General features: G+C 75.3%; 24 protein-coding genes, 1 tRNA gene and 1 pseudogene. 15 read left to right on the top strand and 11 right to left on the bottom strand.

Translation table 11 applies throughout. The features are described from left to right. Positions 1-70: 70 nt before the first annotated feature. The 4 genes from BJF81_RS03910 to BJF81_RS03900 are packed head-to-tail and all read right to left on the bottom strand — an operon-like array spanning position 71 to position 3,493. Positions 71-1,231, bottom strand: a complete 1,161-nt coding sequence (locus tag BJF81_RS03910; RefSeq protein WP_075957242.1) for an ABC transporter permease — start codon at positions 1,229-1,231, stop codon at positions 71-73. Beyond that, entirely contained in the window at positions 1,228-1,392 is a 165-nt protein-coding gene (locus BJF81_RS17890) for a hypothetical protein (protein WP_158068604.1), read from the bottom strand. Before BJF81_RS17890 ends, BJF81_RS03910 begins: the two co-directional genes overlap by 4 nt. Then, a complete protein-coding gene (locus BJF81_RS03905; protein ID WP_075957241.1) occupies positions 1,350-2,492 on the bottom strand; it encodes an ABC transporter permease in 1,143 nt (380 codons plus the stop codon). Before BJF81_RS03905 ends, BJF81_RS17890 begins: the two co-directional genes overlap by 43 nt. Positions 2,493-2,497: 5 nt before the next feature. After that, positions 2,498-3,493 carry an ABC transporter ATP-binding protein gene (locus tag BJF81_RS03900; RefSeq protein WP_075957240.1) on the bottom strand — a complete coding sequence of 332 codons (996 nt, stop codon included), beginning with the start codon at positions 3,491-3,493 and terminating at the stop codon, positions 2,498-2,500. A 140-nt stretch (positions 3,494-3,633) separates the two neighbouring features. On the opposite strand from BJF81_RS03900, the gene BJF81_RS03895 reads away from it, so the two are divergent. Genes BJF81_RS03895 through BJF81_RS03885 form a run of 3 tightly spaced genes read left to right on the top strand, consistent with a single transcriptional unit; the run spans position 3,634 to position 7,287 of the window. Beyond that, positions 3,634-4,377 (top strand): methyltransferase domain-containing protein, encoded by a 744-nt coding sequence (locus tag BJF81_RS03895; RefSeq protein ID WP_075957239.1) that lies wholly within the window; start codon positions 3,634-3,636, stop codon positions 4,375-4,377. A 28-nt stretch (positions 4,378-4,405) separates the two neighbouring features. Further along, complete coding sequence (locus tag BJF81_RS03890; RefSeq protein WP_075957238.1) at positions 4,406-6,022, top strand: FAD-dependent oxidoreductase; 1,617 nt, start codon at positions 4,406-4,408, stop codon at positions 6,020-6,022. Beyond that, positions 6,019-7,287, top strand: coding sequence for a cytochrome P450 (locus BJF81_RS03885; protein ID WP_075957260.1), 1,269 nt, complete (start codon positions 6,019-6,021; stop codon positions 7,285-7,287). The genes BJF81_RS03890 and BJF81_RS03885 overlap by 4 nt, the downstream gene beginning before the upstream one ends. On the opposite strand, the gene idi is transcribed toward BJF81_RS03885, so the two are convergent. The 3 genes from idi to BJF81_RS03870 are packed head-to-tail and all read right to left on the bottom strand — an operon-like array spanning position 7,223 to position 10,826. Continuing rightward, on the bottom strand, positions 7,223-8,878 hold the full coding sequence (gene idi, locus BJF81_RS20785) for an isopentenyl-diphosphate Delta-isomerase (RefSeq protein ID WP_075957237.1): 1,656 nt from the start codon (positions 8,876-8,878) through the stop codon (positions 7,223-7,225). The genes BJF81_RS03885 and idi overlap by 65 nt on opposite strands. Positions 8,879-8,931: 53 nt before the next feature. Further along, entirely contained in the window at positions 8,932-10,260 is a 1,329-nt protein-coding gene (locus tag BJF81_RS03875; protein WP_143780654.1) for a glycosyltransferase, read from the bottom strand. 20 nt (positions 10,261-10,280) lie between these two features. Further along, complete coding sequence (locus BJF81_RS03870) at positions 10,281-10,826, bottom strand: glycosyltransferase (RefSeq protein WP_269087301.1); 546 nt, start codon at positions 10,824-10,826, stop codon at positions 10,281-10,283. 290 nt (positions 10,827-11,116) lie between these two features. Here BJF81_RS03870 and BJF81_RS18295 point away from each other — a divergent pair, with 290 nt between their 5' ends. Beyond that, a complete protein-coding gene (locus BJF81_RS18295; protein ID WP_075957234.1) occupies positions 11,117-11,587 on the top strand; it encodes a hypothetical protein in 471 nt (156 codons plus the stop codon). Between the two features lie 28 nt (positions 11,588-11,615). Here the strand turns inward: BJF81_RS18295 and BJF81_RS03860 are convergent, their stop codons facing one another. Both BJF81_RS03860 and BJF81_RS18290 read right to left on the bottom strand, forming a co-directional pair. Then, complete coding sequence (locus BJF81_RS03860; RefSeq protein ID WP_075957233.1) at positions 11,616-11,993, bottom strand: hypothetical protein; 378 nt, start codon at positions 11,991-11,993, stop codon at positions 11,616-11,618. Between the two features lie 60 nt (positions 11,994-12,053). Next, the gene (locus BJF81_RS18290; RefSeq protein ID WP_075957232.1) at positions 12,054-12,704 is read right to left on the bottom strand and encodes a cobalamin B12-binding domain-containing protein; all 651 of its coding nucleotides are present in this window, start codon (positions 12,702-12,704) and stop codon (positions 12,054-12,056) included. Positions 12,705-12,799: 95 nt separating this feature from the next. On the opposite strand from BJF81_RS18290, the gene BJF81_RS03850 reads away from it, so the two are divergent. Next, positions 12,800-14,119, top strand: a complete 1,320-nt coding sequence (locus BJF81_RS03850; protein ID WP_075957231.1) for an alpha/beta hydrolase family protein — start codon at positions 12,800-12,802, stop codon at positions 14,117-14,119. Between the two features lie 225 nt (positions 14,120-14,344). On the opposite strand, the pseudogene mgrA reads toward BJF81_RS03850, so the two are convergent. Further along, positions 14,345-15,375 (bottom strand): annotated as a pseudogene (mgrA, locus tag BJF81_RS03845) (L-glyceraldehyde 3-phosphate reductase). A 412-nt stretch (positions 15,376-15,787) separates the two neighbouring features. Here mgrA and BJF81_RS03840 point away from each other — a divergent pair. From BJF81_RS03840 to BJF81_RS03830, 3 genes are read left to right on the top strand one after another with little or no spacing between them, the layout of a single operon-like run. Beyond that, positions 15,788-16,408: an NAD(P)/FAD-dependent oxidoreductase gene (locus BJF81_RS03840; RefSeq protein WP_237770000.1), complete on the top strand. Its 621-nt coding sequence runs from the start codon at positions 15,788-15,790 to the stop codon at positions 16,406-16,408. A gap of 34 nt (positions 16,409-16,442) precedes the next feature. Then, on the top strand, positions 16,443-16,769 hold the full coding sequence (locus BJF81_RS03835) for an ArsR/SmtB family transcription factor (protein WP_075957230.1): 327 nt from the start codon (positions 16,443-16,445) through the stop codon (positions 16,767-16,769). Between the two features lies 1 nt (position 16,770). After that, entirely contained in the window at positions 16,771-17,256 is a 486-nt protein-coding gene (locus tag BJF81_RS03830; protein WP_075957229.1) for an SRPBCC family protein, read from the top strand. A gap of 80 nt (positions 17,257-17,336) precedes the next feature. Here BJF81_RS03830 and BJF81_RS03825 read toward each other — a convergent pair. Continuing rightward, positions 17,337-17,423 (bottom strand) — tRNA-Leu (locus BJF81_RS03825). A gap of 198 nt (positions 17,424-17,621) precedes the next feature. On the opposite strand from BJF81_RS03825, the gene BJF81_RS03820 reads away from it, so the two are divergent. From BJF81_RS03820 to pknB, 7 genes are all read left to right on the top strand, one after another. Further along, on the top strand, positions 17,622-18,512 hold the full coding sequence (locus BJF81_RS03820; protein WP_075957228.1) for an FhaA domain-containing protein: 891 nt from the start codon (positions 17,622-17,624) through the stop codon (positions 18,510-18,512). Next, complete coding sequence (locus tag BJF81_RS03815) at positions 18,513-18,983, top strand: FHA domain-containing protein FhaB/FipA (RefSeq protein WP_075957227.1); 471 nt, start codon at positions 18,513-18,515, stop codon at positions 18,981-18,983. 12 nt (positions 18,984-18,995) lie between these two features. Continuing rightward, positions 18,996-20,429 carry a PP2C family protein-serine/threonine phosphatase gene (locus tag BJF81_RS03810; RefSeq protein WP_075957226.1) on the top strand — a complete coding sequence of 478 codons (1,434 nt, stop codon included), beginning with the start codon at positions 18,996-18,998 and terminating at the stop codon, positions 20,427-20,429. Next, entirely contained in the window at positions 20,420-21,811 is a 1,392-nt protein-coding gene (locus BJF81_RS03805) for an FtsW/RodA/SpoVE family cell cycle protein (protein ID WP_075957259.1), read from the top strand. The genes BJF81_RS03810 and BJF81_RS03805 overlap by 10 nt, the downstream gene beginning before the upstream one ends. A gap of 190 nt (positions 21,812-22,001) precedes the next feature. Continuing rightward, positions 22,002-22,745 (top strand): penicillin-binding transpeptidase domain-containing protein, encoded by a 744-nt coding sequence (locus BJF81_RS20775; RefSeq protein WP_446740533.1) that lies wholly within the window; start codon positions 22,002-22,004, stop codon positions 22,743-22,745. Beyond that, positions 22,631-23,263: a penicillin-binding transpeptidase domain-containing protein gene (locus BJF81_RS20770; protein ID WP_342447068.1), complete on the top strand. Its 633-nt coding sequence runs from the start codon at positions 22,631-22,633 to the stop codon at positions 23,261-23,263. Before BJF81_RS20775 ends, BJF81_RS20770 begins: the two co-directional genes overlap by 115 nt. Next, positions 23,260-25,440, top strand: coding sequence for a Stk1 family PASTA domain-containing Ser/Thr kinase (pknB, locus tag BJF81_RS03795; protein WP_075957225.1), 2,181 nt, complete (start codon positions 23,260-23,262; stop codon positions 25,438-25,440). The genes BJF81_RS20770 and pknB overlap by 4 nt, the downstream gene beginning before the upstream one ends. Positions 25,441-25,465: the final 25 nt, after the last annotated feature.

The following is a 25,465-nucleotide window of genomic DNA, read 5'->3' as shown; positions in this document are numbered from 1 at the left end:
GCTGACCGATCGTGGTCGTCAGGACGACCACGATCCTCCACGCTGCCGGGGGCGCCGGGCGGCCCACCCCTCACATCACGCGGCCGAGGCTCCGGCGCAGCGCCCAAGTGCCGAGGGCGAGCACGACCGCGGCCATCCCGGCCAGCACCCCGACCTGCGGCAGCACGTCGACCAGGCCCCCGCCGCGGCGCTGGACCTCGGCGATCGCCTCGTAGGCCCAGGCGTGCGGCGTGAGGTAGGCGAACCGGCGCATCGTCTCGGGGAAGAACTCCAGCGGCACCATCGAGCCGCCCAGCGCCGCGAGCACCAGGCCGACGCCGACCGCGACCCCGCTGGCCACGCCCTCGCCGTCCATCAGCACGCCGATGAGCATCGCGACGCCGGCCGCGACCAGGCCGAACACCGCGACCACGACGGAGACCACCGCGAGGTTGCCCCACTCGACGCCGAAGAGCAGCGAGCTGGCCGCCATGATGTAGACGCCCTGGAACACCGCCACGACGAACCGTCCGAGCGCCTGCCCGGCCACCACCTGCCGGGCGCTCACCGGGGCCGCCATGACCCGCCGCAGCGCCCCGCTGCGCCTCGCCTGGATGGTCGCGCTGGCCGCCGTGAGGGTGTTGAGGAAGACGAAGAGCAGCAGCTGCCCGCCGGCGCCGATGTCGAAGCGGCCCATCGAGGCGAACTCCTGCATCACCGGGTCGGTGGAGCGCACGTCCACCGTCACGGGGTCGCGCTGCTCCTCGGCCCGCGCCAGCGCCGCCGCGACGTCGTCGGGCGAGACGCCGTCGGCCGCACCGGCCAGCGCCTGCCGGCGGCCCAGCTCGACGACCGCCGAGTCGGCCGCCCCCTGCACCAGCTGGTCCAGCCCCGGGGGCGCCTCCTCACCGGGGGCGACCATCTCCAGGGCGACGGGCTCGGCCGAGCGCACGACCACCCCGACGTCGAGGGCCCCCTCGGTCACGGCATCCCCCAGCTCCTCCTCGTCGGGGTATGCCGTGGCCTCCAGCCCGGCCGCCTCCAGCTGGTCGACGAGGACGGTGGTCAGGGTGGCCGCCCCGTCCCCGGCGGCCCCGTCCACGACGCCGACCGAGCTGGCCGACTGAGAGGTGGCCTGCAGGCCCAGCACGACGACGAGGATCATCGGCAGCACGAGGACGAAGAACAGGTTGAACCGGTCGGCCAGGAACCGCTTGAGCTCGTGGACGGCGATGGCGACGACGGCGCTCACAGCGGGTCCTTCCGGCCCGGGACGACCCGGGCGAGCAGCAGCAGGGCGGCGATGAAGCCGACCAGGGTCAGCAGGACCGGGCCGAGGTCGGCGACCCCGCCGCCTCCGGCGGTGATGCTCAGCCCGCGGCCGAGCGCCGCGACCGGGTTGAGCGCGAGCACCTGGCCCAGGAGCCCCTCGTCGGCACCCGGAAGAAGGTCCCGCCGACGACGCCGAGCGAGATGGCCACGACCGAGAGCATGAGGCTGGCCTGCTCGGCGGTGCCGGCCAGCTTGAGGATGAGGGCCATGACCGACGTCGCCGCGGCCACCACCGCCACGACGAGGACGAGGACCACGGGCCAGGACCCGAAGGCCACGTTCTCGAGGAACAGCGACCCGGCGACGAGCAGCACCGTCGTGGACGCCGTGCCGAGCAGGACCGCCACGACCGCCTTGGCCAGCGGCACCAGCCACGGCCGGATCGGGGCGGAGCGCACCCGCGCCAGCGTCCCCCACTCCCGTTCGGTGAGCATCGTCAGCACGGCGAAGCCGACGGTGAAGAAGAGGAACATCCCGGCCTGCCCGGCCACGATCCCGGCCGACAGCGACAGCTGACCGCCGGCGACCCCCCGCACCGTCCAGGCGGCCCCGCCCGTCGCGAGCCCGTCCTCGGCGCCCTCGGCTGTCCCTGCGGCACCGTCGGCCGCGCTCGCCTCGGCCTCGGACGGACCCCCGGCCCCCGACCCACCCCCCGACAGCTGGGCCACGAGCGCCTCCAGCTGCTGCCCGTCCAGGCCCAGCTCGGCCCCGGCGGCGACGGCCGTGGCGTCGCGGCCCATCGCCTGGACGGTGCTGCTGACCACCCCGACGACCACCTGGCCGGCCAGGCCGGCGTCCTCGCCCACCTCGACCTCCACGGTGGCGCCGGTCCCGTCGGCGAGCGCGGCGGCATACCCCTGCGGCAGGGTGATCCCGACCTGGGCCTGGCCGGAGGTGACGGCGGCGGTGACCTCGTCGGCGGGGACCTCGAGCACGGTGACGTCGATCCCCGCCTCGGCCAGGCCGGCCAGCGTCTGCGGGACGGCGGCGGCCGCCTCGTCGCCCTCGGGCACCGAGACCGCCGCCGTGACCGGCTCCAGCTGCGGGTCGTCCACGCCCGAGAACGCCAGGCTGAAGACCGCCGACAGCGCCAGCGGGATGACGACGGCGAAGAGGACCATCGACCGGTCACGCAGGTGCTGGCGCAGGTCGTGCGCGACGAGGACGAGGAGGGCGCGCACGCGCGTCAGTCCCTCAGCGCCCGGCCGGTGAGGTGCAGGAAGACCGACTCCAGGTCGGGGCGGGTGATCTGCACGTCGTGCAGGCTCATCCCGGCGTCGGTGGCTGCGGTGACGATGCCGGTGATCGCCGTCGGTGCCCCGCGCACGGTCAGCCGCAGGCCCTCGGCGTCGCGGGTCACCCGCTGCACGGCGGGCAGGACCTCGACGGCGGCCTCGGCGGCCTCCAGCGCGCCCCCGCCGGCCAGCACGACGAGGTCGGCGTCCCCGACCAGTTCGACGAGCTCGTCGCGGGTGCCCTGGGCCTGGACGCGCCCCTCGTCCATGACGGCGATCCGGTCGCAGAGGCGCTCCGCCTCCTCCATGTAGTGCGTCGTGTAGAGCACGGCCATCCCCGCGTCGGTGAGCGTGGCGACCGACTCGAGGATCGCGTGACGCGACTGCGGGTCCACCCCGACCGTGGGCTCGTCGAGGATGAGCAGCGTGGGCTCGTGCAGCAGGCCGATGCCGATGTTGAGCCGGCGCTTCATGCCGCCGGAGAAGGTCTTGCTCGGCTTCTTGGACCGGTCCTCCAGGCCGACCAGCTCGAGCACCTCCTCGACCCGGGTCTTCAGCCGGGTGCCGCGCAGCCCCTGGAGCCGGCCGAAGAAGCGCAGGTTGTCGCGGGCGGACAGCTCGGGGTAGATCGCCAGCTCCTGGGGCACCAGGCCCAGGTGGCCCTTGGCCCGGATCGGGTCGGCCGCCATGTCGGTGCCGGCGACGTGGACGCTGCCGGCGTCGGGGCGCAGGAGGCCCGCGATCATGAGGATCGTGGTCGTCTTGCCCGCGCCGTTGGGCCCGAGCAGCCCGAACGTCTCGCCGGGGTCGACCCGCAGGGAGACGCCGTCGACGGCCCGCAGGTCGCCGTAGGCCCGGACGAGGCCGTCGACCTGCAGGACCGGGGCCGAGGTCCGGGTCTGGTCCGGGCGGACGGGGGCCGCGGTGCCCGGCGAGGAGGTGGTCATGACGCCACGCTATGCCCGACGGTCACGCCAGGACAGTGACAGACGTCCCGTCCTGGCCGTGCGACCCGTCACGGGGCGGTGGACGCCCGCGACTAGGCTGGCGGCGTGGACCGCATCCCCTTCCTGATCGTGCCCGGCCGGTGAGGGCCGCGGCGACGCAGCTGGCCGAGCAGTTCGACCGGGCGGCCGACCGCTACGACCTGCTGACCCGGCTCAACCCCGGCTACCACCGGGCGCTGCGCGACGCGGCCAGGGGCCTGGTCGACCGGCTGCGGGGCACCGGCACGTCCGACCGTCCGCCCACCCTGTGGGACCTGGGCTGCGGGTCGGGGCTGTCCACCGAGGCCCTCCTGCAGGCGGCCGGCCAGGACGCCCGGGTCGTCGGGCTGGACGCCTCGGAGGGCATGCTGGCCCAGGCCCGCGCCAAGGACTGGCCGGACGGCGTCCGGTTCGTCCACGCCGTCGCCCAGGACCTGCCCGAGGTCGCCGCGCGCGAGCTGGACGGGCCCGCGGACGGCGCGTTCGCGGCATACCTGCTGCGCAACGTGCCCGAGGACCAGCGCGACGACGTGGTCCGCGCCATCGGAGAGCAGGTACGCCCCGGGGGGTGGGTCGCGCTGCAGGACTACCACGTCAAGGGCGACCGGGTCGCCGGCGCCGTGTGGACCCTCGTGTGCTGGGGCGTCGTCATGCCGCTGGCGGTCGTGGTCCGCGGCAACCCGACGATCTACCGCTACCTGTGGCGCAGCGTCCTCGACAACGACAGCACCGCCGAGCTGACCGGCCGGCTGACCCGCGCCGGGTTCACCGACGTGGCCTGGTCCACCGCCGGCGGCTGGCAGCGCGGCATCCTGCACACCGTGCTCGCCCGCCGACCCGGCTGAGCCCGCGACCCGACCCAGGGAGCCCCCCATGACCGACCGCACCCCTCCCGGCCGCGACCCGCACGCGGTCCACCACCCGGCCCCCGACGGCGCGCCCCGCCTGGACGACGACCGGCACGTGGTCGTCGTGGGCGGCGGCATCGCCGGGATCGCCGCCGCCGTCGTGCTCGCCGAGCGGGGCGCCCGGGTCACCCTCGTCGAGGCCTGCGAGCAGCTGGGCGGCCGGGTGCGCGCGTGGCCCACGGAGGACGGGCGGACGATGAGCCGCGGCTTCCACGCCTTCTTCCGGCAGTACTACACGCTCCGCGCCCTCCTGCGCCGCGCCGACCCCGGGCTGGACCACCTCGTCCCGGTGCCCGACTACCCGTTGCGCCGCGGCGACGGGCTGACCGACAGCTTCGCCAAGCTGCCCGCGACCCCGCCGGCCAACCTCGTCACCTTCGTGCTCCGCAGCCCCACCTTCCCGGTCTCGGCGCTGCCGTCGGTGCACATCCCCAGCGCGCTGGAGCTGGTCAACGTCTCCTACCCGGAGAGCCACGAGCGCTACGACGGGGAGTCCGCGCAGGACTTCCTCGACCGGCTGCGCTTCCCCGAGGGCGCCCGGCACCTGGCGCTGGAGGTGTTCGCCCGCTCGTTCTTCGCCCATCCCAGCGAGTTCGGCGCCGGCGAGCTGGTCGGGATGTTCCACAGCTACTTCACCGGCTCCTCCGAGGGCCTGCTCTTCGACGTGCCCGACGACGACTACGACACCGCCCTGTGGGCGCCGCTGGGGCGCTACCTGGCCGGTCTCGGGGTCGACGTGCGCACCGGCACCCGGGTGGAGGGGCTCGCCCCCGGCGAGGACGGGGTATGGCGCGTGCGCGCCGGCTCCGAGGAGCTCGCCGCCGACGCCGTCGTGCTGGCGACCGACCCGCGGGCGACCCGCGCCCTGGCCGCCGACCTGCCGGTGTCGTCGGACCGCACGCTCGGCCGGGCGCAGCAGGCATGGCACGGGCGGGTGGCGGACGGGCGCAACGCCCCGCCGTTCGTCGTCGTGCGGCTGTGGTTCGACGGGCTCGTCGCACCGTCGCGGGAGGCCTTCCTGGGCACGAGCGGCTACGACCTGCTCGACAACGTCACCGTGCTCGAGCGCTTCGAGCAGGGCGCGGCGGACTGGTCGGCCGAGCACGGCGGGTCGGTCGTCGAGCTGCATGGGTATGCCGTGGACCCCGCCCGCGACCCCGACGTCGCCGGGGAGGGACGCGGCGGGCTGGACGAGATCCGCGTCCGGGCCCGGCTGCTGGCCTCGCTGCACGAGGTCTACCCCGAGACCGCCGAGCTGGGCGTCGTGCACGAGGAGCTGCTCGTCGAGGACGACTGCGGACTCGTCGGCACCGGCCCCTGGCGGCAGCGGCTGACCGTGGACACGCCCTACCCCGGGCTGGCCCTGGCCGGCGACGGGCTGCGGGTCGACTGGCCGATCGCGCTCATGGAGCGCGCGGCCGTGACCGGTGTGCTCGCCGCCAACCACCTGCTGCAGGGGTGGGGCGTGCGGGGCGAGGACGTGTGGACGGTGCCGCTGGAGGGGATCCTGCGCCGGCGGCCGCACGTGCCGGCGGCGCTGCGGAGGGGCGCGGCCCGGGTGCCCGGGCTCCGGCGCCGATGAGCCCCGACCGGCGCCGGGCCGTCAAGGCGGGCGAGGCGAGCACGCCGCGGGTCGAGCGCGAGGGCCACGTCTGGCGGATCCGGTCGCTGGAGGCAGCCCGCCAGGTGCTGCGGGCGCGGGAGGCCACGACCCAGGCCGGGTTCACCGCCGAGGCGATCCCGCAGGGCTACCTCGACCACCACCCGATCCTCGTCTCCGACGGGCCGCAGCACGACGACCAGCGGCGCAAGGTCGCCCGGTTCTTCGCGCCGAAGGTCGTCGGCGAGCGCTACACCGACCTCATGGAGGAGTGCGCCGACCGGCTGCTCGACGAGGCGGAGGCGGCCGGCGGGTGCATGCTCGACGAGCTGGCGCTGCTCTACACCGTCGAGGTGACCGCCGAGGTCGTCGGGCTGACCGAGTCGTCGGTGCCGCGGATGGCCCGGCGCCTCGAGTCGTTCTTCAACCAGCCGCCGTTCGACATCACCCGCGACGACCTGGGCCGGACCCCGCGGCAGTGGGCCAGGGCCGCCGTCAACGGGCTGGTGCCGGTCGCCCGGTTCTACCTCGCCGACGTCCGTCCTGCCCTGCGGGAGCGCCGCCGGCAGCGCCGGCCGGACGTCATCAGCCACCTGCTCGACGAGGGCTACTCCACGACCGGGGTGCTCGTGGAGTGCGTCACCTACGGCACCGCCGGGATGGTGACGACCCGCGAGTTCGTCGTCATGGCCGCCTGGCACCTGCTGCGGCACGACGCGCTGCGGGAGCGCTACCTCGTCGCCGGCCAGGAGGAGCGGTTCGCGATCCTGCACGAGATCATCCGGCTCGAGCCGGTCGTCGGGCACTTCTACCGCCGGGTCCACCAGCCGGTGCGGATCAGCGACGGGGAGGAGTCGTGGACGATCGGCGAGGGCGACCTCGTCGACGTCTGCGTGCGCCCGGCGAACGCCGACCCGCACGTCGTGGGCGAGGACCCGCTGGACCTGTGCCCGGGCCGGTCGCTGCCCGCCGGGGTCAACGACTCCGTGCTCTCCTTCGGCGACGGGGCGCACAAGTGCCCCGGCCAGCCGCTGGCGATCCTCGAGTCGGACGTGCTCCTGCGGCGCCTGCTGGCCCGGGCGCCCCGGATCGTGGCCGAGCCCGAGCTGGGCTGGGACCACCTCATCGAGGGCTACTGGCTGCGGGGCATGCGGCTGGCCCTCGGCGAGGGGGACGGCCGCCTCAGACGTCGCGCCAGGCGATCGCCCGCGCGGTGGCTCGCAGCCCGTCGACGCCCTCGGGCGTGAGCGGGGCGTCGACGAGCACGTCCTCGGCCGCGGCCAGCTCCTCGGCGATCCGGTCCTCCAGCTCCTGCCGGATGCCGGCCTCGACCAGGGCCTCCTGCATGAGCCGGACGTCGCCCGGGCGGGCCTCCGGCGTGCCGACCCGCTCCATCGCGGCGGCGGCCTCCCCGGTGAGCCGCTCGGCGCCGAGCACCCAGATGAGCGTGGTCTTGCCCTCGCGCAGGTCGTCGCCGGAGGGCTTGCCGGTGACGTGGTGGTCGCCCCACACGCCGAGCACGTCGTCGCGCCAGGCGAACGCCCGGCCCAGGTGCCGGCCGTACGTGGCCAGCGCGGCGCGCTGCCCGGGGTCGGCCGTGGCGGCCAGGGCCCCCAGCTGCAGCGACCGCTCGATCGTGTAGGAGCCCGACTTCAGCGCGGCCACCGCCTCCGCGTGCGGCAGGTCGGTGCGGCGGGCGGCGGCCCCGGTCAGGTCCGCCCGCTGGCCGACGATGAGCTCGAGGTTGAGCTCGTACCAGTAGTCGCGCATCTCGCTGGGCAGCGGGTGCACCATCCGGTCGGCCTCGCAGTGGGCCAGGTCGCCGAGCAGCACGGCGATGTTCTCGCCGAACCGGTCGGCGTCGCCGTGCCCACCGCCCCGGCGGAAGGCCTCCGCGGCGACGACGTGGGCGGCCGCCCGGCCCCGGCGCTCGGCCGACTGGTCCATGACGTCGTCGTGGACGAGGGCGAACAGGTGCAGGGTCTCCAGGGCGGCGGCCGCGCGCACGACATGGCCGTGGCCGCGGCTGCCGATCTCGCCGCCCGAGGCCACGAAGCCCCAGTGGCACATCTGCGGCCGGATCCGCTTGCCGCCGCCGGCCAGCAGGGCGTGCAGCCAGGTCGGCAGGTCGCCCACCTCGGCCCCGAGCAGGTCGGGCGGGCCTGCGGGGGCCAGTCTGCTCCATACCTGATCCACCCAGGCGCTCTCGTCGCGCAGCAGCGCGTCCACCCGGTCCAGGGTCGCGGCGGCGCCGGTCCCCCCGGCGCGGTCGGGGGCCGGGCCGACCGGCAGCCGTGGGCGCTCGCCGTCCAGCTCGGGGACCTGGAGGGTCGACCAGGGGCTGTAGACCTGGGGCGTGGCGCGCATCGCCGTGACCAGGTCGGACCAGGCCACCCAGGCGTGCTCGCACACCTCGGCGGGGTCGGGCCGCACGTCGCCGACGACCCGGCCCACGAGCACGGGGCACAGCTCGTGCTCGACGATGCCGCTGGCGTCGACGGCGCGGTAGCGGAAGTCCGGGAGCACGAGCTGGAGGTCCTCGACCTGCAGGCCGAGCTCCTCGCCCAGGCGGCGGCGGACGGCGTCGCCCAGCGCCTCCCCGGGGCGGGGGTGGCCGCAGCAGGCGTTGGTCCACACGCCCGGCCAGGTGAGCTTGTCGAGGGCGCGGCGGGTGATGAGGACCCGGCCGCGGTCGTCGAAGAGGTAGAGCGAGAAGGCCCGGTGCAGCGGCGTGTCCGTGCCGTGCACCTGCGTCCGTGAGGCGGTGCCGATCTCCGTGCCGTCGTCGTCGACCAGCACGACCCGGTCGTAGTCGCGGTCCGTCGTCGTCGTGCTCACCGAGAAAGCATCCTCACCGTCGCCCTCCCCGGGCGAGCGCCCGGGACTCGACTCTATCCGTTCGTCCAACCCTGACCCAGCAGGCCCAGCACCAGCTCGGCCCCGTCCCGCCCGGGGTCGCGCGTGGCCAGGGACGCGGCGACCCGGCGGGCCCCGGCCCGGTATGCCGTGCCCTCCGCCCGCGCGAGCGCGCGGGCCAGCGCCCGGGGCCGGGGGCGGGAGCCGCCGAGGTGGAGGCCGGCGCCGGCCCACTCGACGCGCCGGCCGATGTCGGCCTTCTCCTCGGTGCTGCCCACCTGCAGGACCGGGACGCCGTGGGCCAGGGCGAGCAGGACCCCGGTCCAGCCGCCGTTGGTGACGAAGACCCCGGCGTGCGGCAGCACCGCCGAGTAGGGGACGAACCGCTCCACGGCCACCGGGCCCCGGGCACCACCGGCCCCGTCGCCGTGCCGCGGGGGCCCTCCTGCCAGGCGGTCCGGCACCACGCCGGGGCCGCCGAGGCGGGCCGGGTCGCCCGAGCCGGTGGTCAGCACGCCCGCCCGGCCGGTGGCGCGCAGCGCGGCCAGGGTAGGGGCCAGCACCTCGGCCGGGTCGTCGCGCAGCGTGCCCTGGGTGGCCAGGACGACCGAGCCGTCGTGGCCGGCGACCACCTCGTCCCACCAGTCCGGCCGACGCCAGCCGGTCGGCCCCGGCGGGCGCAGGGCCCCGACGAAGTGGACGTGGTCGGGCAGGTCGGCGCGGGGGTACTCCAGCTCGGGGGCCCCGCAGTGCAGGTGCAGCAGCGGCGACAGGCTCGCCTCGAGGACGGGGACGTCGCGGCGCGGCAGCCCCAGGGAGGCGCGGAGCGCGGCATACCCCTGCTGCGCCCGCGCCATGACCACGCGGCGGCTGGCGACCTGGACGACGGTGTTGCGCCACACCCACGGCTGGGGCGTGCGGTAGGGCAGGCCGGCGCCGAAGGGCGGGGTCAGCGCGTCCGGGAAGTGCAGGGGGCCGTCGCCGAAGCTGACCCACGGCACGCCGAGCCGTTCGGCGGCCAGCGCGCCGGCGTGGCCGAGGGAGTCGGTCAGCACGACGTCGGGGCGGACCTCCTCGACGAGGCGCACGACCGTGCGCACGCGGGTGACGGCGTCGGCGACCAGCCAGGCGTAGCGCGCGGAGACGTCGCGGACGCGTCCCCCGGGCGGGCTGAACGGCGGCACGGGGCCGGTGTCGTGCACCGAGCCGTCGGGCGCGGCGACGGCCAGCGACCCGACCCAGGGGGTGGCAACCCCGTGGTGCACCTCGGCCCCGCGGGCGGTCAGGCCCTCGAGGAAGGGCACGGCGTTGAGCGTGTGCGCGTAGATCGGGCTGCTCAGCGCCAGCACTCTGGGTCCCCTCACCCGACCATTGTCGGGGTCGGTCAGCCGTGCGTGCCGACCTGCGTCATCCGGCCGACGACCCGCACCGTCGTCGCGAGCCCGTCCTCGGCCGCCATCACGGCGGCGGCGGCGCGGGCGCGGGCGGCGTAGCGCGGCGCGGTGAGCGCCTCGTGCAGCCGGTCGGCCACCGTGCGCGGGGTGGCCAGCACCGGACGCAGGGGCGCCGGCCCCAGACCGGCCCGGTGGACCTGCCGGGCGAAGTGGGCCTGGTCGCCCAGGTGCGGGACGACGACCTGGGGCAGCCCGGCGGCGGCCACGGCGTGGGTGGTGCCCGCCCCGCCGTGGTGGGCGGCCGCCACGACGTGCGGCAGCAGCGCCCGGTGGTCGACCTCCCCGACGACGAACGCGCCGTCGCGCGGACCGGGCCGGGCCCCGGCCACCTGGACGACGGCCGGCCGACCCAGCCGTCGGGCCACCCCGGCGAGCCGGTCGACGAGCTGGTCGGGCCGGTCGGCGGGCATGCTGCCGAGCGCGAGCAGCAGGCCGCCCGGGTGCCGGCGGAGGTGCTCCTCGAGGTCGGTCGGCAGCGACGCGACCGGTGCGGGGTCGGCCCACCAGCGACCTGCTGCACGTCGGGGGCAGGGTCGGGGTCGAGCGCGGCGCTGGTCGCCAGGAGGGCGGGCGCGCGGTATGCCGCGGGCGCGGCGGGAGCGTCAGGGGTGGCGGGCGCGGTGGGCGTCAGCCGGCGCGCGACCTCGTCGGCGAGCGCCGCGGACAGGCCGGTGGTCATCCGCCACAGCATCCGCTGCCGGGCCGACTCGAGCACGGAGGGGAGCAGCTCGGTGACCGTGTGGGACCAGGCCGAGGTGCCCGCGGGGTGGGGGGTGAGGGGTGCCATGAGCGCCAGCCGGGCCGGGACGCCCCGGGCCTGGAGCAGGGGGACCAGGCGGGCCGTGGGGAGGCCGGAGACGACGGGGTCGGCACCGCGCAGCAGCGGCGCGATGCCGTCGGCCAGGGTGGCGGCCCGGGCGGTGAGGGCGCGGCGCATCTGGAGGTACATCAGCCCGGGGTTGAGGTGCGCGGACCGCCGGACGGCCGGCGAGGGCGACCACATGGTCCGGTCGGCCGTCGGCCCGACGACGACCGGCTCGACCCCGGCCCACCGCATCCGGGCGGCGCCGTCCTCGAGGACGGCCGCGGTGACGGCATACCCCTCGGCGCGGAGCGCCTGCCCCAGGCGGGCGAACGGCTCGACGTCGCCACGAGTGCCCAGCGCCAGCAGGAGGACGTGCGGTGCCCGGTCGCCTCCGTGGGGACGGTGTCGATCGCGCTCTCTAGAGAATTCTAGGTCTATGGCGAGATTCCGTGATATCTCGTCAGAGACCGGACTCGGTGCCCAGCACGTCCCGCTCGGCGGGGATGGCGTCGGGGTCGTCGCCGCCGACGGGTGGCCCCGTGGTGCCGGCCGGGTCGTCGGCGCCGCCGAGGACGCCGCCGGGCTCGGGCGCCCCGTAGGCCGTCCCCTGCTCGGGCACCTCCTGGGCGATCCGCTGGTCGATGGTCTCCTCCTCCGGGTCGTCGTCGAACTCGGAGTGGATCGGCTGGCTGGTCGGCGGGCTCCACGGCACGTCGTCGGTGGACTCCGGCTGGTCGAGGTCGACCTGGGCGCGCTCCGCCTGCTCCTCGGTGCGGTCGACCGTGCCGAAACCGTCGTCGTCGCGGTCGCGCTCGTGCTCGGGGGTGTGTTCGCTCATGGCCCCACCGTGCCCCCCGGCGGCCCCGGGGGCAAGCCGGAGCGGGGAGGGTCGGTCGGCTCAGGCCGTCCCGAGCAGCTCCGCCGGGCCGGCCTGCGCCTCGGTGAGCACCTCGGCCAGCCGGTCGGCCGCGACGACCAGGTCCGGCGGCAGCACCGTGCCGGGCAGGTCGGCGCCGGCGAGCTCGGCGGCCCGTCCGCCGAGGGCCAGGACCGCGTCCCCGGCGATGAGGTCGAGGGCCACCCGGCTGGCCCGCAGGCGGGCCGGGTCGTCGCCGGAGACGACGACCACCTCGGGCCGGTGCACACGCAGGGCGCGGCGCAGGTCGTGCAGCGGCGTGCTGGCCCCGAAGAAGCGGACCCGCCACCTGCGCTCGCGCAGGAGCAGCCCGTAGGCCAGCAGCGGCAGGTCGTGCAGCTCCCGCGGCGGGCAGGCGAGCCACGCCTGCGGCCCGTCGCCGCTCCCCCAGCCGTCGGCCATCCGGTCCAGCGCCGACCGGACGAGCTGGGTCGCCAGGTGCTCCTGGGCCACCGAGACCTCGCCCCGCTCCCAGCCGAGCCCGACCTGCCGCATGACGGGGACGACGAGGTCGCCGACCAGCCGGTCCAGCCCCAGCCGCTCCCGCTCCCGGCGCAGGACGTCCTGGGCCGCGTCGTCGTCGAGCCCCACCAGCGCGGCGAAGAGCTCGGTACGCGCGTCGGGGGTGGGCATCCGTCCATCGTCCCACGTCGCGGGGACGGTGCCGCCCTTGACACGGGGTGTGACCGGGGTCACCCTGAAGGATCATCTCGACGCAGGGGAGTGCCATGGGGATCGTCGCGGCCGACAGCGAGGTCGGCCTGCCCGTCGTGTCGCAGCTGCGCCGCTACCCGCAGCCCGCGGCCCGGCTGGCGCTGCGCGCGCTCGGGCTGGCCAGCCTCGGCGCGCGGCACGGGGTCCGGCTGCACCGCGTCATCTACGCGACGACCGGGGTGGACGGGCGGCCGACGGTGGCCTCCGGCCTGGTCGCCACCCCGGAGGGGGTGCGTCCGCACGCGGTCGTCTCCTACCAGCACGCCACCCAGACCCACCGGCTGCACGTGCCCTCCGCCCCCCACAAGCTCGAGGGCGTGATGGCCTCGCTGGCCTTCGCCGGCGCCGGCTACGTCTTCGTGGCACCGGACTACCTGGGGATGGGCAGCTCGCCGGGGCCGCACCCCTACCTGCACGCCGAGACCGAGGGCCGGGCCGTCGTCGACCTGCTGGCCGTGCTGCCACGCGTGCTCGCCGAGGTCGGGACGGCGGTGCCCGACCGGGTCGCGCTGCTGGGGTTCTCCCAGGGCGGCCACGCCTCGCTGGCCGCGCTGGGGAAGCTGACGCGGACGCCGCAGCCGTTCGAGGTGGCCGCGGTGGCGTCGGTGGCCGGGGCCCACCGGCTGGCCGAGACCGTCGGGCCGGCGGTCCTCTCGGGGAGGTCGGCCCACCACACGACCTACCTCGCGGCGCTGGCCACCTCCTACGCCCGGGTCTACGGGCAGCCGCTGGCCTCGATCGTCCGCGAGCGCTGGGCACGGCGGCTGCCGATCCTGCTCGACGGGCGGCGCAGCTCGATGGAGGTCGAGCTGGCGCTGCCCCGCGACCCCGCCCACCTGCTCACCCGCGAGACGGTGGACGACCTCGTCGGTGCGGGCGAGGGCTGGTTCCCCCGGCGGCTGGCGGAGAACAGCGTCGGGGACGTGGCGACGGCGGCCCCCGTGCGGTTCTACGTCGGCGGCCAGGACGTCGACGCCCCGGCCGAGGACGCCCACCGGGCCGCCGCCCTGGTGCGCACGCACGGCGGACGGGCCCAGGTCGTCCACGTCGGCGCGGTCGACCACAAGGGCACGGCCCTGGTGGCGGTCGGCCTGACCCGGGAGTGGTTCGACGAGGTGCTGGCCGTCCCGGAGGCCCCGGCCGACGCCGTCGCGACCGGCGAGGCGGACGACGGGTCCGCCACCGAGAGGGCGCTGGCCGGGCGGTCCCGGCTGCGGTCTGTGCACCTGCCGACGGTGCACCTGCCGGCCGTCCCGCGTCCGGCCGTGCACCTGCCCACGGTCCACCTGCCGGCCATGCACCTGCCGCTCGACCGCCTCCGCCACAGCGCCTGAGGGCCGCCGTCGGCCCGACCTGACGAGTTGTGGCCCCCACCAGGGCCTCAACCCGACGTACGAGACGCGGCCGCCGTCGTCCGTCATGCAGCGACCGGGTCAGGGCTCTGGGAATGCCTGACCGTCGGGAACGCCTGACCGTCGGGCGCACGAGCGACCCTGACACGGTGGGGTGACCACCTCCCGCCCCGGAGCGCCGAGGGGCCGAGGGGCCGACGGCCGGCCTCAGCCCAGGCGGGCCCCCCGCCACAGGTCGATGCCGGAGTCGACCGCGTGCTGGTCGATGAGGGCCAGCTCGTCCTCGTCGAAGCTGATCCGGTCGAGGGCGCCGACGTTCTGCTCGAGCTGCCCGGGGCTGCTGGCGCCGATGAGCACCGAGCTCATCCGCTCGTCGCGCAGCGTCCACGCCAGCGCCATCTGGGCCAGCGTCTGGCCGCGCCCGGAGGCGATCTCGTCCAGCGCACGGAGGTGCTCGACGGTCTCGTCGGTGATGAGGTCGGTCGACAGGCTCTTGCCCTCGGTGGCGCGGGACCCCTCGGGGATGCCATGCAGGTACTTGTCGGTGAGCATGCCCTGGGCCAGCGGCGAGAAGGCGATGCAGCCGGCGCCGACCTCGTCGAGGGTGTCGAGGAGGGCGTCCTCCTCGGTCCAGCGGTTGAGCATCGAGTAGGACGGCTGGTGGATGAGCAGCGGGGTGCCCAGGTCCTCGAGGATGGCCGCGGCCCGGCGGGTGTCCTCGCTGGAGTAGCTGGAGATGCGACGTAGAGCGCCTTGCCCGACCGCACGATCGCGTCGAGCGCCCCCATCGTCTCCTCCAGCGGCGTCTCCGGGTCGGGGCGGTGGTGGTAGAAGATGTCGACGTAGTCCAGCCCGGTCCGCCGCAGCGACTGGTCGAGGCTGGCGACGAGGTACTTGCGCGAGCCGCCGACCTGGCCGTAGGGGCCGGGCCACATGTCCCAGCCCGCCTTGGTCGAGATGACCAGCTCGTCCCGCAGCCCGGCGAAGCTGCGGCGCAGGTGACGGCCGACGTTCTCCTCCGTCGCCCCGTAGGGAGGCCCGTAGTTGTTGGCCAGGTCGAGGTGGGTGATGCCCAGGTCGAAGGCCTTCCGCAGCACCTGCTCCTGCCGGTCGAAGGTCACGTCGTCGCCGAAGTTGTGCCACAGGCCCAGGCTGACGGCCGGCAGCTGGAGGCCGGAACGGCCCACCCGGCGGTAGTGCATCGTGTCGTAACGGGTCGGGTCGGGCGTGTACGTCATACCCCCAGTGTCGCGCAGGCCCCGGCCCGCCGTTCACCGGTCCGGGAGGCGCCGCCCGCCGCCCGGCCCTACAGTCCGGTGGGTCCGCACCCCGACGAGATGCCAGGAGCACCGACATGACCGTGCCGTCGACGTCCGAGGTGGTGGTGGTCGGCGGCGGCCCCGCCGGCCTGCAGGCCACCCTCACGCTGGGCCGGGTGCACCGGCAGGTGGTCCTCGTGGACGAGGGGGAGGGCCGCAACGCGTCCGCCGGACACCTGCACAACCTGGCCACCCGCGACGGCACCCCGCCCGCGGAGTTCCGCCGGATCGCGCGGGAGGAGCTCGCCGGATACCCCACCGTGCAGGTGCTGGACGGCCGGGCGCTCCGGGTGCGCGACGTCACCGAGGACGGCGACGGCGACCCCGCCTCATGGTCGAGCTCGAGGACGGCGGGCGGCTGCACACCCGGCGGGTGGTGCTCGCGACCGGGATGCGCGACGAGCTGCCGCAGGTCCCCGGGCTGGCGGAGCTGTGGGGGAGCCTCGTGGTCCAGTGTCCCTTCTGCCACGGGCACGAGATGGCGGGGCGACCGGTCGCGGTGCTCGGCGCCGACGCGGCGGCGCACACGGCGGGCATCATGCGGCCCGTGGCCTCCGAGGTGGTCGTGCTGACCGACGGCACGGAGCTGCCGGAGGACCCCGGCGCGTCCGTCCGGTCGGAGCGGGTGCGCCGCCTCGAGCGCGTGGGGGACCAGGTGCGCGTCGTCCTCGCCGAGGGTGAGCCGGTGGTGGTCGCGGGCATCTTCGTGGCGACGACCGCGGTGCAGGCCACGCCCTTCGCCGAGCAGCTCGGCCTGGTGCTCAACCCCTCCGGCGGGGTGCGGGTCGACGAGCACGGCCGGACCAGCCGTCCGGGGGTCTACGCCGCGGGCGACCTGGCGCACGTGGCCGCCCTGGAGGCCCCCGTCCCGTCGGTCGTGCAGGCGCTGGCGGCCGGGTCGATGGCCGCCGGATGCGTCGTGGCCGACCTCGTCGACGGCACCCGACCTTGACAACATACAACTGATTAGTTGTATGTTGGTTCTCATGGACGGGACGAGCGAGGACCGGGCGGACGCCCTGTTCCACGCGCTCGCCGACCGGACGCGGCGCGACATCCTGCGTCGCGTGCTGGCCGGCGAGCACTCCGTCTCCTCCCTGGCGGCGAGCTACGACATGAGCTTCGCCGCGGTCCAGAAGCACGTCGCCGTGCTGGAGTGCGCCGGCCTGCTCACCAAGCGTCGCCGTGGCCGCGAGCAGCTGGCCAGCGGCGACGTGGAGGCGGTCCGGTCGGTCGCCTCGATGCTCACCGAGCTCGAGGGGATCTGGCGGGGCCGCATCGACCGCATCGACGCACTGCTCGAGGAGAACTGACATGCCTGTCACCGACGTCACCCAGGACATGGACACCCGCACGCTGACCATCACCGCCGAGTTCGCCGCCCCCGTGGAGAGGGTCTGGCAGGTGTATGCCGACCCGCGCCAGCTGGAGCAGGTGTGGGGCCCGCCGACCCACCCGGCGACCTTCGTCGAGCACGAGCTGACGCCCGGCACCCGCTGCACCTACTACATGACCGCCCCCGACGGGCAGCGGTACGGCGGGTGGTGGCAGATTACCGAGGTCGACGCCGCGTACCGGCTCACCTTCGACGACGGCTTCGCCGACGCCGAGCTGAACCCGGTCGACACGGCCCCGGTCTCGCACAACGTCTACACCTTCGAGGAGGTCGACGGCGGCACCCGGGCGGTGTACGTCTCGACCTACGACTCCGCGGAGGCCCTGCAGCAGGTCCTCGACATGGGCGTCGTCGAGGGGTCGCGGCTGGCGATCGACCAGATCGACGGCCTGCTGGCGGCCTGAGCCGACGCCGCGCGCCCCGCGTCCACCCGGGGCCGGCACGACGAAGCCCCCCGGACCTGGAGGTCCGGGGGGCTTCATGCTGGTGCGCGAGGGGGGAGTTGAACCCCCACGCCCTTTCGGGCACACGGACCTGAACCGTGCGCGTCTGCCTATTCCGCCACTCGCGCGAGTGCCGAGCAACAGTAGCACGCAGGCGGAGGCGCCCCGAAATTCCTCCCGGGCCTCCGCCGGGCGCCGACCGGCGGCCGGTCTCCCGAACAGGCCACCGACCCGCGGGTCCAGCCCGTCCCCAGACCTGGACAGTACGATCGCACGGGCGGCGTCTGCCGCCGCGACCGACCGTACCGACCAGACGAGGAGAGGCCGTGGGAGTCTTCGACCGGCTCGAGCGGGGGCTCGAGCGCGCCGTCAAGCAGCCCTTCGCCCGGGTCTTCAAGGCCGAGGTCCAGCCCGTGGAGATCGCCTCGGCCATGCGTGGGGCGATGGACGACCGCGCCGCCGTGCTGGGACCGGGCCGCACCATGGTCCCCAACGTCTTCACCATCGAGCTGGCCGAGTCCGACCACGAGCGCCTCAGCTCCTACGAGCGGGCGCTGACCGACGAGCTGGTCGCCGCCGCGGAGGACCACGCGGACGCCCAGCGCTACGTCGCCCCCGGCCCCTTCGAGGTCCGTCTCGTCGCCGGCGAGGACCTGGAGACCGGCATCTTCCGCGTGCGCCCCGCCGCCAAGGACGGGCGGGCCGGCGCCCGCGGCGAGGACCGCGGGCGGTCCGCCCCCTCCCCCGACCAGGGATATGCCGCCGCGTCCGCCGGTCCGTCACCAGCACCCCGGCGACCTGGGGGCGAGGGCCGCGACGACGCTCGTGACGAGAGCCACGACGAGAGCCGCGACGAGGGCCGCACCGCCCAGTTCAGCCACGAGCCGGCGCCGGCCCCCAGCCGGCCGTCCCGCCCCCGGCGACCCCGGCCCTCGCTCGAGGTGGACGGGCGCCGCATACCCCTCACCGCCGCGGTCACGACCCTGGGGCGGGACCACACCACCGCGGACGTGGTGCTCGACGACCCCGGTGTCTCCCGGCGCCACGCGGAGGTGCGGATCACCCACGACGGACCCCACCTGCAGGTGGTGCTGCGCGACCTCGGCTCGACCAACGGCACCTACCTCAACGGCGACCAGGTCGGCTCCGAGGAGCTGCGCGACGGCGACCGGATGACCATGGGCCGCTCGACCGTGGTCTTCCGGCTGGAGGGGTGAATGGGTGAGCTGACCCTCAACCTCGTCCGCCTCGGGGTCATCGTGCTGCTGTGGGCGTTCGTCTTCTCGGTCGTCGGCGCCCTGCGCAGCGACCTCTACGGCACGCGGGTGCTCTCCCGCACCGCCGGCCGGCCGGCCCGCAAGGAGTCGCGCGGCGAGCGCCGGCAGCGCCGCAAGGAGACCCCCACGCACGTGGTCGTCACCGAGGGCAGCCTGCGCGGGACCTCCGTGCCGCTGCACGAGTCCGGGCTGCTCGTGGGGCGCAACCCGGAGTGCTCCCTGGTGCTGACCGACGACTACGCCTCCGGGCGCCACCTGCGCGTCTACCCGGGCGCCGACGCGTGGTACGCCGACGACCTGGGCTCGACCAACGGCACCCTCGTCGACGGCGCGCGGATCACGACCGGCGCCCGGCTGGAGCCCGGCTCGCAGATCCGGATCGGCCAGACCGTCCTCGAGCTGCGGCGCTGACCCCCGGTCCCCATGGTCGCCTTCCGCTACGCCGCCCGCAGCAACCTCGGGCTCGGCAGCAAGTCCCGCAACGAGGACTCCGCCTACGCCGGGCCCGAGCTGCTGGTGCTGTGCGACGGCATGGGCGGGCACGCGGCCGGGGACGTGGCCTCCTCCCTCGTCGTCGGCGAGCTGGTGCACCTCGACGGGGAGTCGCACGGGGCCGACGACGCCCTCGACATCCTCGAGCGGGCGATCGAGGAGGCCAACGGGCGGCTGGCCGACGTCATGGACGTCTACCCCGACTCCGACGGCATGGGCACCACCTGCATCGCGATGATGCGCGTGGGCACCAAGCTCGCCGTGGCCAACATCGGCGACTCGCGGGCCTACCTGCTGCGCAAGGGCCGGCTGACCCGGATCACCAAGGACCACTCGTTCGTCCAGAAGCTGCTCGACGAGGGGCGGATCAGCAAGGACGAGGCCCGCCACCACCCGCAGCGGTCGCTGGTCACCCGGGTGCTCACCGGCCGCGAGGAGGACGCCCCCGACCTGTCGCTGCGCGAGCTGCACACCGGCGACCGGCTGCTGCTGTGCAGCGACGGCCTCTCGGACTACGTCGCGGAGGACACGATCGCCGAGCTGCTCGGCCAGACCGACCGGACGCCCGGCCAGGTGGCCGACCAGCTCGTCCAGGTGGCCCTGCGCGCGGCGGCCCGCGACAACGTCACCGTCGTGGTCGCCGACGTCGTCCACGCCGGGGCCGGCACGACCAAGCCGCAGGTCGTCGGCGCCGCCAGCGAGCGCCGCGGCGCGCAGGTCATCAGCCAGCTCACGCCGGCCGAGAAGGCGGCCATGCTCAGCCGGGAGGCCTCCGGGGCGTCGGCGGAGTCGCCGGTCCTGGCGGAGGAGGAGCCGGCCGGGCCGTGGGTGCGCTGGCTGCGCCGCGCGCTGGTGGCCACCGCCGCCCTGCTCGTCGTCGGCTTCGTCGGCTGGGGCGCGTGGACGTGGAGCCAGCAGCAGTACTTCGTCGGCGAGGAGGCCGGCCGCGTGACGATCTTCCGCGGCGTCTCCCAGGACCTGGGCCCGCTGGACCTCAGCCACACCGAGGAGCGCACCGACCTGGCGGTCGAGGCCCTGCCGACCTTCTACCAGGACCAGGTCCGCCGCACCCTGTCCGCCGACGACCGGGCGGGCGCGGACACGATCGTGGCCGAGCTGCGGGCCCTGGCCGGTGCGGACTGCGTGCCGGTCGTCACCCTGCCCGACGGGTCGGTGACCACCGAGGTGCCCGACGACGCCGTGGCGGTGACGCTCGCCCCCGGCACGCTGCATACCGCCCCCCTCGGCCGGCGGCTGGACACCGGCGTGGGCCTGGGCAGCGGGATCGTCGCACCGGACACGGCCGCCGCCACCGACGACGCGCGGCCGACCGTGCAGGTGCTGTGGCCGGAGGGATGCCCGTGAGCGCCACCGCCCCCACGCCCTCGACCGTCACCAGCCTGCGGGTGCGCAGCGGCCGGACCGTCGAGCTCCTGCTGACCCTGTTCGCGCTGGTCGTCGTCGGGCTGGCCTACGTCAACGTCCAGCTAGCGACCGTCGGCGAGGTCCCGCAGCTGGTCTGGTGGCACCTGGGCACCTACGCCGGCATCGTGCTGGCCCTGCACCTCGTGCTCCGCTGGCGCGCCCGGTATGCCGACCCGCTCCTGCTCCCGCTGGCGACCCTCCTCAACGGGCTGGGGCTGGTGATGATCCACCGGATCGACGTCGGCACCGGCTCGGAGGTGGCCGCCCGGCAGCTGGTGTGGACCGGCCTGGCCGTGCTCGCCGCGGCCGCCACCCTCGTGGCCGTGCGCGACCACCGGCTGCTGCGGCGCTACACCTACCTGGCCATGGCCGCCGGCTTCCTGCTCCTGCTGCTGCCGATGCTGCCGGTCGTGGGCCAGGAGATCAACGGCTCGCGGCTGTGGGTGCGCCTGGGTCCGCTGAGCCTGCAGCCCGGCGAGCTCGCCAAGATCATGCTGACGATCTTCTTCGCCGGCTACCTGGTGAGCACGCGGGACGCGCTCTCCCTCGTGGGCCGGCGCTTCCTCGGCCTGCAGCTGCCGCGCGCCCGGGACCTGGGCCCGATCCTCGTGGCCTGGGGCCTGTCGGTGATGATCCTCGTCCTGCAGCGCGACCTGGGCTCCTCGCTGTTGTTCTTCGGGCTGTTCGTGGCGATGCTCTACGTGGCGACCGAGCGGATCAGCTGGATCGTCATCGGGATGAGCCTGTTCGTCGGCGGCGCGTTCCTGGCCTGGCAGGTCTTCGGCCACGTGCAGGCGCGGGTGACGCTGTGGCTCGACCCGTTCGCCCCCGGCCAGTCCGACCAGGTGGCCAAGGGGCTGATGGGGCTGGGGCACGGGGGGATCTTCGGCACCGGCCTGGGGGAGGGCTATCCCTACATCACCTACTTCGCCAACAGCGACTACATCGTCGCGGCGTTCGGCGAGGAGCTGGGCATGGTGGGCCTGTTCGCGCTGCTGACCCTCTACGCGCTGCTCGCCGAGCGCGGGCTGCGCACGGCCATCGGCGCCCGCGAGGGGTTCGGCAAGCTGCTCGCCGCGGGCCTGTCGTTCACCGTGGCCCTGCAGGTTTTCGTCGTCGTCGGCGGGATCACCCGGGTCATCCCCCTCACCGGGCTGACCACGCCGTTCCTGTCCGCCGGTGGGTCCTCGCTGCTGGCCAACTGGATCATCGTCGCCCTGCTCATGCGGGTCAGCGACCACGCCCGCCGCCCCGTCTCCGAGCGCCGCCAGGACCCGACGAAGGACCTGACCCATCCCCGCGGGGAGGTCCGCACCCGATGAACACCCCCATCCGCCGCCTGGCCTACGTCGTCCTGGCCATGTTCACCGCCCTCCTGCTCGCCTCGACCTGGATCCAGTTCGTCCAGGCCGACGACCTGCGCGAGCGGCCGAACAACCGCCGCACCCTCATCGACACCTACAGCCGCGAGCGCGGGGCGATCCTCGTCGACGGCGACGCCGTGGCGCGGTCGTGGCCACCGACGACGACCTGGAGTGGGAGCGCCGCTACGACCAGGCCACCCGCTATGCGCACGTCACCGGCTACTGGTCCTTCATCTACGGCGCGGGCCTGGGGCTGGAGCGGGCCCGCAACGGCGTGCTCGCGGGCACCGACGACAGCCTCTTCTACCAGCGGCTGGTCGACGTCGTCACCGGTCGCCCGCCGCAGGGCGCCTCCCTGGAGCTGACGATCGACCCCCAGGTGCAGGCGGCCGCCGCCGAGGCGCTGGGCGACCAGCGCGGCGCCGCGGTGGCCATCGACCCCGCGACCGGGGCGGTCCTGGCGATGGTGAGCCGGCCCGCCTTCGACCCCAACGCGCTGTCCAGCCACCAGCTCAACGCGGTCGAGCAGGCCTACGAGGAGCTCTCGCAGGACCCGTCCCGGCCGCTGGTCAACCGGGCGCTCGCCGGCGACCTCTACCCCCCGGGCTCGACCTTCAAGCTGGTCGTGGCGGCGGCCGCGCTGGAGAGCGGGGAGTTCACCCCCGACAGCGAGCTGGAGGGCGGGCTGACCTACACCCTGCCGGGGACGACGACCGACCTGCCCAACTTCGGCGGCGCGGCCTGCCACCCGGAGGCACCCCCAGCCTGGCCCGGTCGGTGCAGGTCTCCTGCAACACCTCCTTCGCCTGGCTGGCCGGCGAGCTCGGCGCCGACGCCCTGCGCGAGCAGGCCGAGGAGTTCGGCTTCGGGCAGACGCTGCAGGTCCCCATGACCGCCACGCCCTCGACATACCCCGAGGACCCCGACGACGCGCAGACGGCGCTGACCGGGATCGGGCAGCACGAGGTGCGGGTCACGCCGCTGCAGGTGGCGATGATCTCCGCGGGGATCGCCAACGACGGCGTGGTGATGGACCCCTACCTCGTCGACACCGTCCGCAACCGCGACCTGGAGGTGGCCGAGCAGACCGACCCGCGGGCGCTGTCCCGGGCCGTCTCCGACGCCACCGCACAGGAGCTGACCGACATGATGGTCTCCGTCGTCGAGCAGGGGTCGGGCCAGCTGGCCGCCGTGCCCGGGGTGTCCGTGGCCGGCAAGACCGGCACGGCGGAGTTCGGCGACAGCGGCGCCGCGCACGCGTGGTTCACCGGGTTCGCGCCGGCCGACGACCCGCAGATCGCCGTCGCCGTCGTCGTGGAGTCGGCGACCGACAACTGGACGGGCGAGACCGGCGGCCGGGTGGCCGCACCCATCGCCCAGGCCATGCTCGAGGCAGGAGTGAGCCCATGACCGACCCCACCCGGCCGACGACCCCACCGTCGGGGCCCGAGCCGCGCGTCCTCGGCGGACGCTACGAGATCGGCGACCTGGTCGGCCGCGGCGGCATGGCCGACGTCCACGTGGGCCACGACCTGCGCCTCGGCCGCACCGTGGCCATCAAGATCCTGCGCACGGACCTGGCCCGGGACTCCTCCTTCCTCGCCCGCTTCCGCCGCGAGGCCCAGGCCGCCGCGGGCCTGAACCACCCCTCGATCGTCGGCGTCTTCGACTCCGGCGAGGAGACGGTGCACGAGGCGGGCGGCGGTGCCGCCGTCCACGTGCCCTACATCGTCATGGAGTTCGTCGAGGGCCGCACGCTGCGCGAGCTGATCAACGAGCACCGGGTGCTGGACCCCGACGAGGCCGCGCGGATCACCGCGGCGGTGCTGGCCGCGATGGAGTACGCCCACGACCGCGGGCTGGTCCACCGCGACATCAAGCCGGCCAACGTCATGGTCACCGAGGCCGGGGCGGTGAAGGTCATGGACTTCGGCATCGCCCGGGCCCTCGCCGACACCGCCGCCACGATGACCCAGACGCAGGCGGTCATGGGCACGGCGCGCTACCTGTCCCCCGAGCAGGCCCAGGGGCTCGACGTCGACGGCCGGTCCGACCTCTACTCCGTGGGCTGCCTGCTCTACGAGCTGCTCGCGGGCCGGACGCCGTTCCAGGGCGACCCCGTCTCGCTGGTCTACCAGCACCTCGGCGAGGCCCCCCAGGCCCCGTCCACCCACGAGCGCAGCCTGCCCCAGGCACTGGACGCGATCACCCTGCACGCCCTCGAGAAGGACCGGGACGAGCGCTACCAGACGGCCGGGGAGTTCCGCGCCGACCTCAACCGCGCGCGGGCCGACGAGCCCATCTCCTCGGGGGCGCAGGCCAGCTACGCCCGCGCGCTGGGGATCGCCGGGGCGGGTGCCGCCGCGGCCGCCCGCGCCCGCCGGGGCGACGCCGGCTCCGGCGACGAGGACACCCAGGTCGTCCGGCCCGCCGAGGGGGACGACACCCGGCGGTGGGGAGCCGGGGCTGCGGGCGCCGCCGCCGGGGCGGGTATGGCGTCCGCGTCCGCCTCGGGGGGTGGCGCCGCGGGCGGTCCTCCCCGCGACGGGGGCGACGCCACGGACCCGGGCCGGTGGAACCGCGCGTCGAGCGCCTACGCCTCGGACGACGACCGCTACGAGCGCACCGACGAGATGCCGGTCCGCGAGCGGCGCCACCGCGGCGCCGCCCTCCTGCTCGGCGTCCTCGCGCTATTGGCCGTGGCCGGGATGTCCTGGGTGCTGTGGCAGGTCGTGGGACCCGGGTCCGAGGAGGAGCCGGTCCTGGTCACGGTCGTCGACACCGTCGGGATGACCGAGCCGGAGGCCCGGACCACGCTCACGGGGCTGGGCTTCACGGTGGACTCCGAGGAGCGCAACAGCGACGCCCCCGTCGACGAGGTCATCGAGCAGGACCCGCCCAGCGGCCAGCTCGAGGAAGGCTCGGAGGTGCTCATCGCGGTCTCGGCAGGGCCGGAGGCCATCGAGGTCCCCGACCTGCTCGACATGGAGGAGCAGGCGGCCCGCGACCTGCTCGAGCGGGAGGGGTTCACCAACGTCCGCGCGGAGGCCGAGGAGGTCCACGACCCCGACGTCGAGGAGGGCCACGTCGTCAGCACCGAGCCGGAGCCCGGTGACGAGGTCGAGCCCGACCGCGAGATCGTGCTGACGGTCGCCAGCGGCCAGGTCGAGGTGCCCGACGTCGTCGGTCTGTCCAGCGACGAGGCGGCGGTGGCCCTCAACCGGCAGAACCTGGCCTACACCTTCGAGAACCGCCGGACGGCCGAGGCCGACCCGGGGACGGTCCTGGAGCAGTCCGTCGAGGAGGGCGAGCTCGTCGACCAGGGCGAGGAAATCGTGCTGGTCGTGGCCGCCGAGCCCGTCCTCGTGGAGACCCAGACCGTCGAGCGGACCGTCACCTCCGAGCCCACGCCGGAGCCCGAGCCGACGGACGACCCGACGGACGAGCCCGATCCGAGCACGCCCGCGCCGACGGACACCGAGCCCACCACCGACCCGCCGACCGACGAGCCGGACCCGCCGGTCGAGCCGACCGACCCGCCGGACGGGGCCGGACCGCCCATCGTGCCGCCGGGTCAGCGGGACTGAGGGCCGTCTCCTGCCGTTCACGGAC

The sequence above is a fragment of the Ornithinimicrobium sp. CNJ-824 genome (assembly GCF_001942405.1).
GTDB lineage: Bacteria > Actinomycetota > Actinomycetes > Actinomycetales > Dermatophilaceae > Ornithinicoccus > Ornithinicoccus kibberensis.
The sequence above is the reverse complement of the archived record's forward strand: the minus strand, read 5'-3'. Positions and strand labels throughout refer to the sequence as shown.

Bases quoted from the DNA above. Each gene is read 5' to 3' on its own strand.
- BJF81_RS18290 (WP_075957232.1), bottom strand. From the start codon at position 12,704: ATGCCCACCCCCGACGCGCGTACCGAGCTCTTCGCCGCGCTGGTGGGG.
- BJF81_RS03840 (WP_237770000.1), top strand. From the start codon at position 15,788: ATGGTCGAGCTCGAGGACGGCGGGCGGCTGCACACCCGGCGGGTGGTG.
- BJF81_RS03885 (WP_075957260.1), top strand. From the start codon at position 6,019: ATGAGCCCCGACCGGCGCCGGGCCGTCAAGGCGGGCGAGGCGAGCACG.
- BJF81_RS03830 (WP_075957229.1), top strand. From the start codon at position 16,771: ATGCCTGTCACCGACGTCACCCAGGACATGGACACCCGCACGCTGACC.
- BJF81_RS03835 (WP_075957230.1), top strand. From the start codon at position 16,443: ATGGACGGGACGAGCGAGGACCGGGCGGACGCCCTGTTCCACGCGCTC.
- BJF81_RS03890 (WP_075957238.1), top strand. From the start codon at position 4,406: ATGACCGACCGCACCCCTCCCGGCCGCGACCCGCACGCGGTCCACCAC.
- BJF81_RS03805 (WP_075957259.1), top strand. From the start codon at position 20,420: ATGCCCGTGAGCGCCACCGCCCCCACGCCCTCGACCGTCACCAGCCTG.
- BJF81_RS03810 (WP_075957226.1), top strand. From the start codon at position 18,996: ATGGTCGCCTTCCGCTACGCCGCCCGCAGCAACCTCGGGCTCGGCAGC.
- BJF81_RS03815 (WP_075957227.1), top strand. From the start codon at position 18,513: ATGGGTGAGCTGACCCTCAACCTCGTCCGCCTCGGGGTCATCGTGCTG.
- BJF81_RS03850 (WP_075957231.1), top strand. From the start codon at position 12,800: ATGGGGATCGTCGCGGCCGACAGCGAGGTCGGCCTGCCCGTCGTGTCG.
- pknB (WP_075957225.1), top strand. From the start codon at position 23,260: ATGACCGACCCCACCCGGCCGACGACCCCACCGTCGGGGCCCGAGCCG.
- BJF81_RS03860 (WP_075957233.1), bottom strand. From the start codon at position 11,993: ATGAGCGAACACACCCCCGAGCACGAGCGCGACCGCGACGACGACGGT.
- BJF81_RS03900 (WP_075957240.1), bottom strand. From the start codon at position 3,493: ATGACCACCTCCTCGCCGGGCACCGCGGCCCCCGTCCGCCCGGACCAG.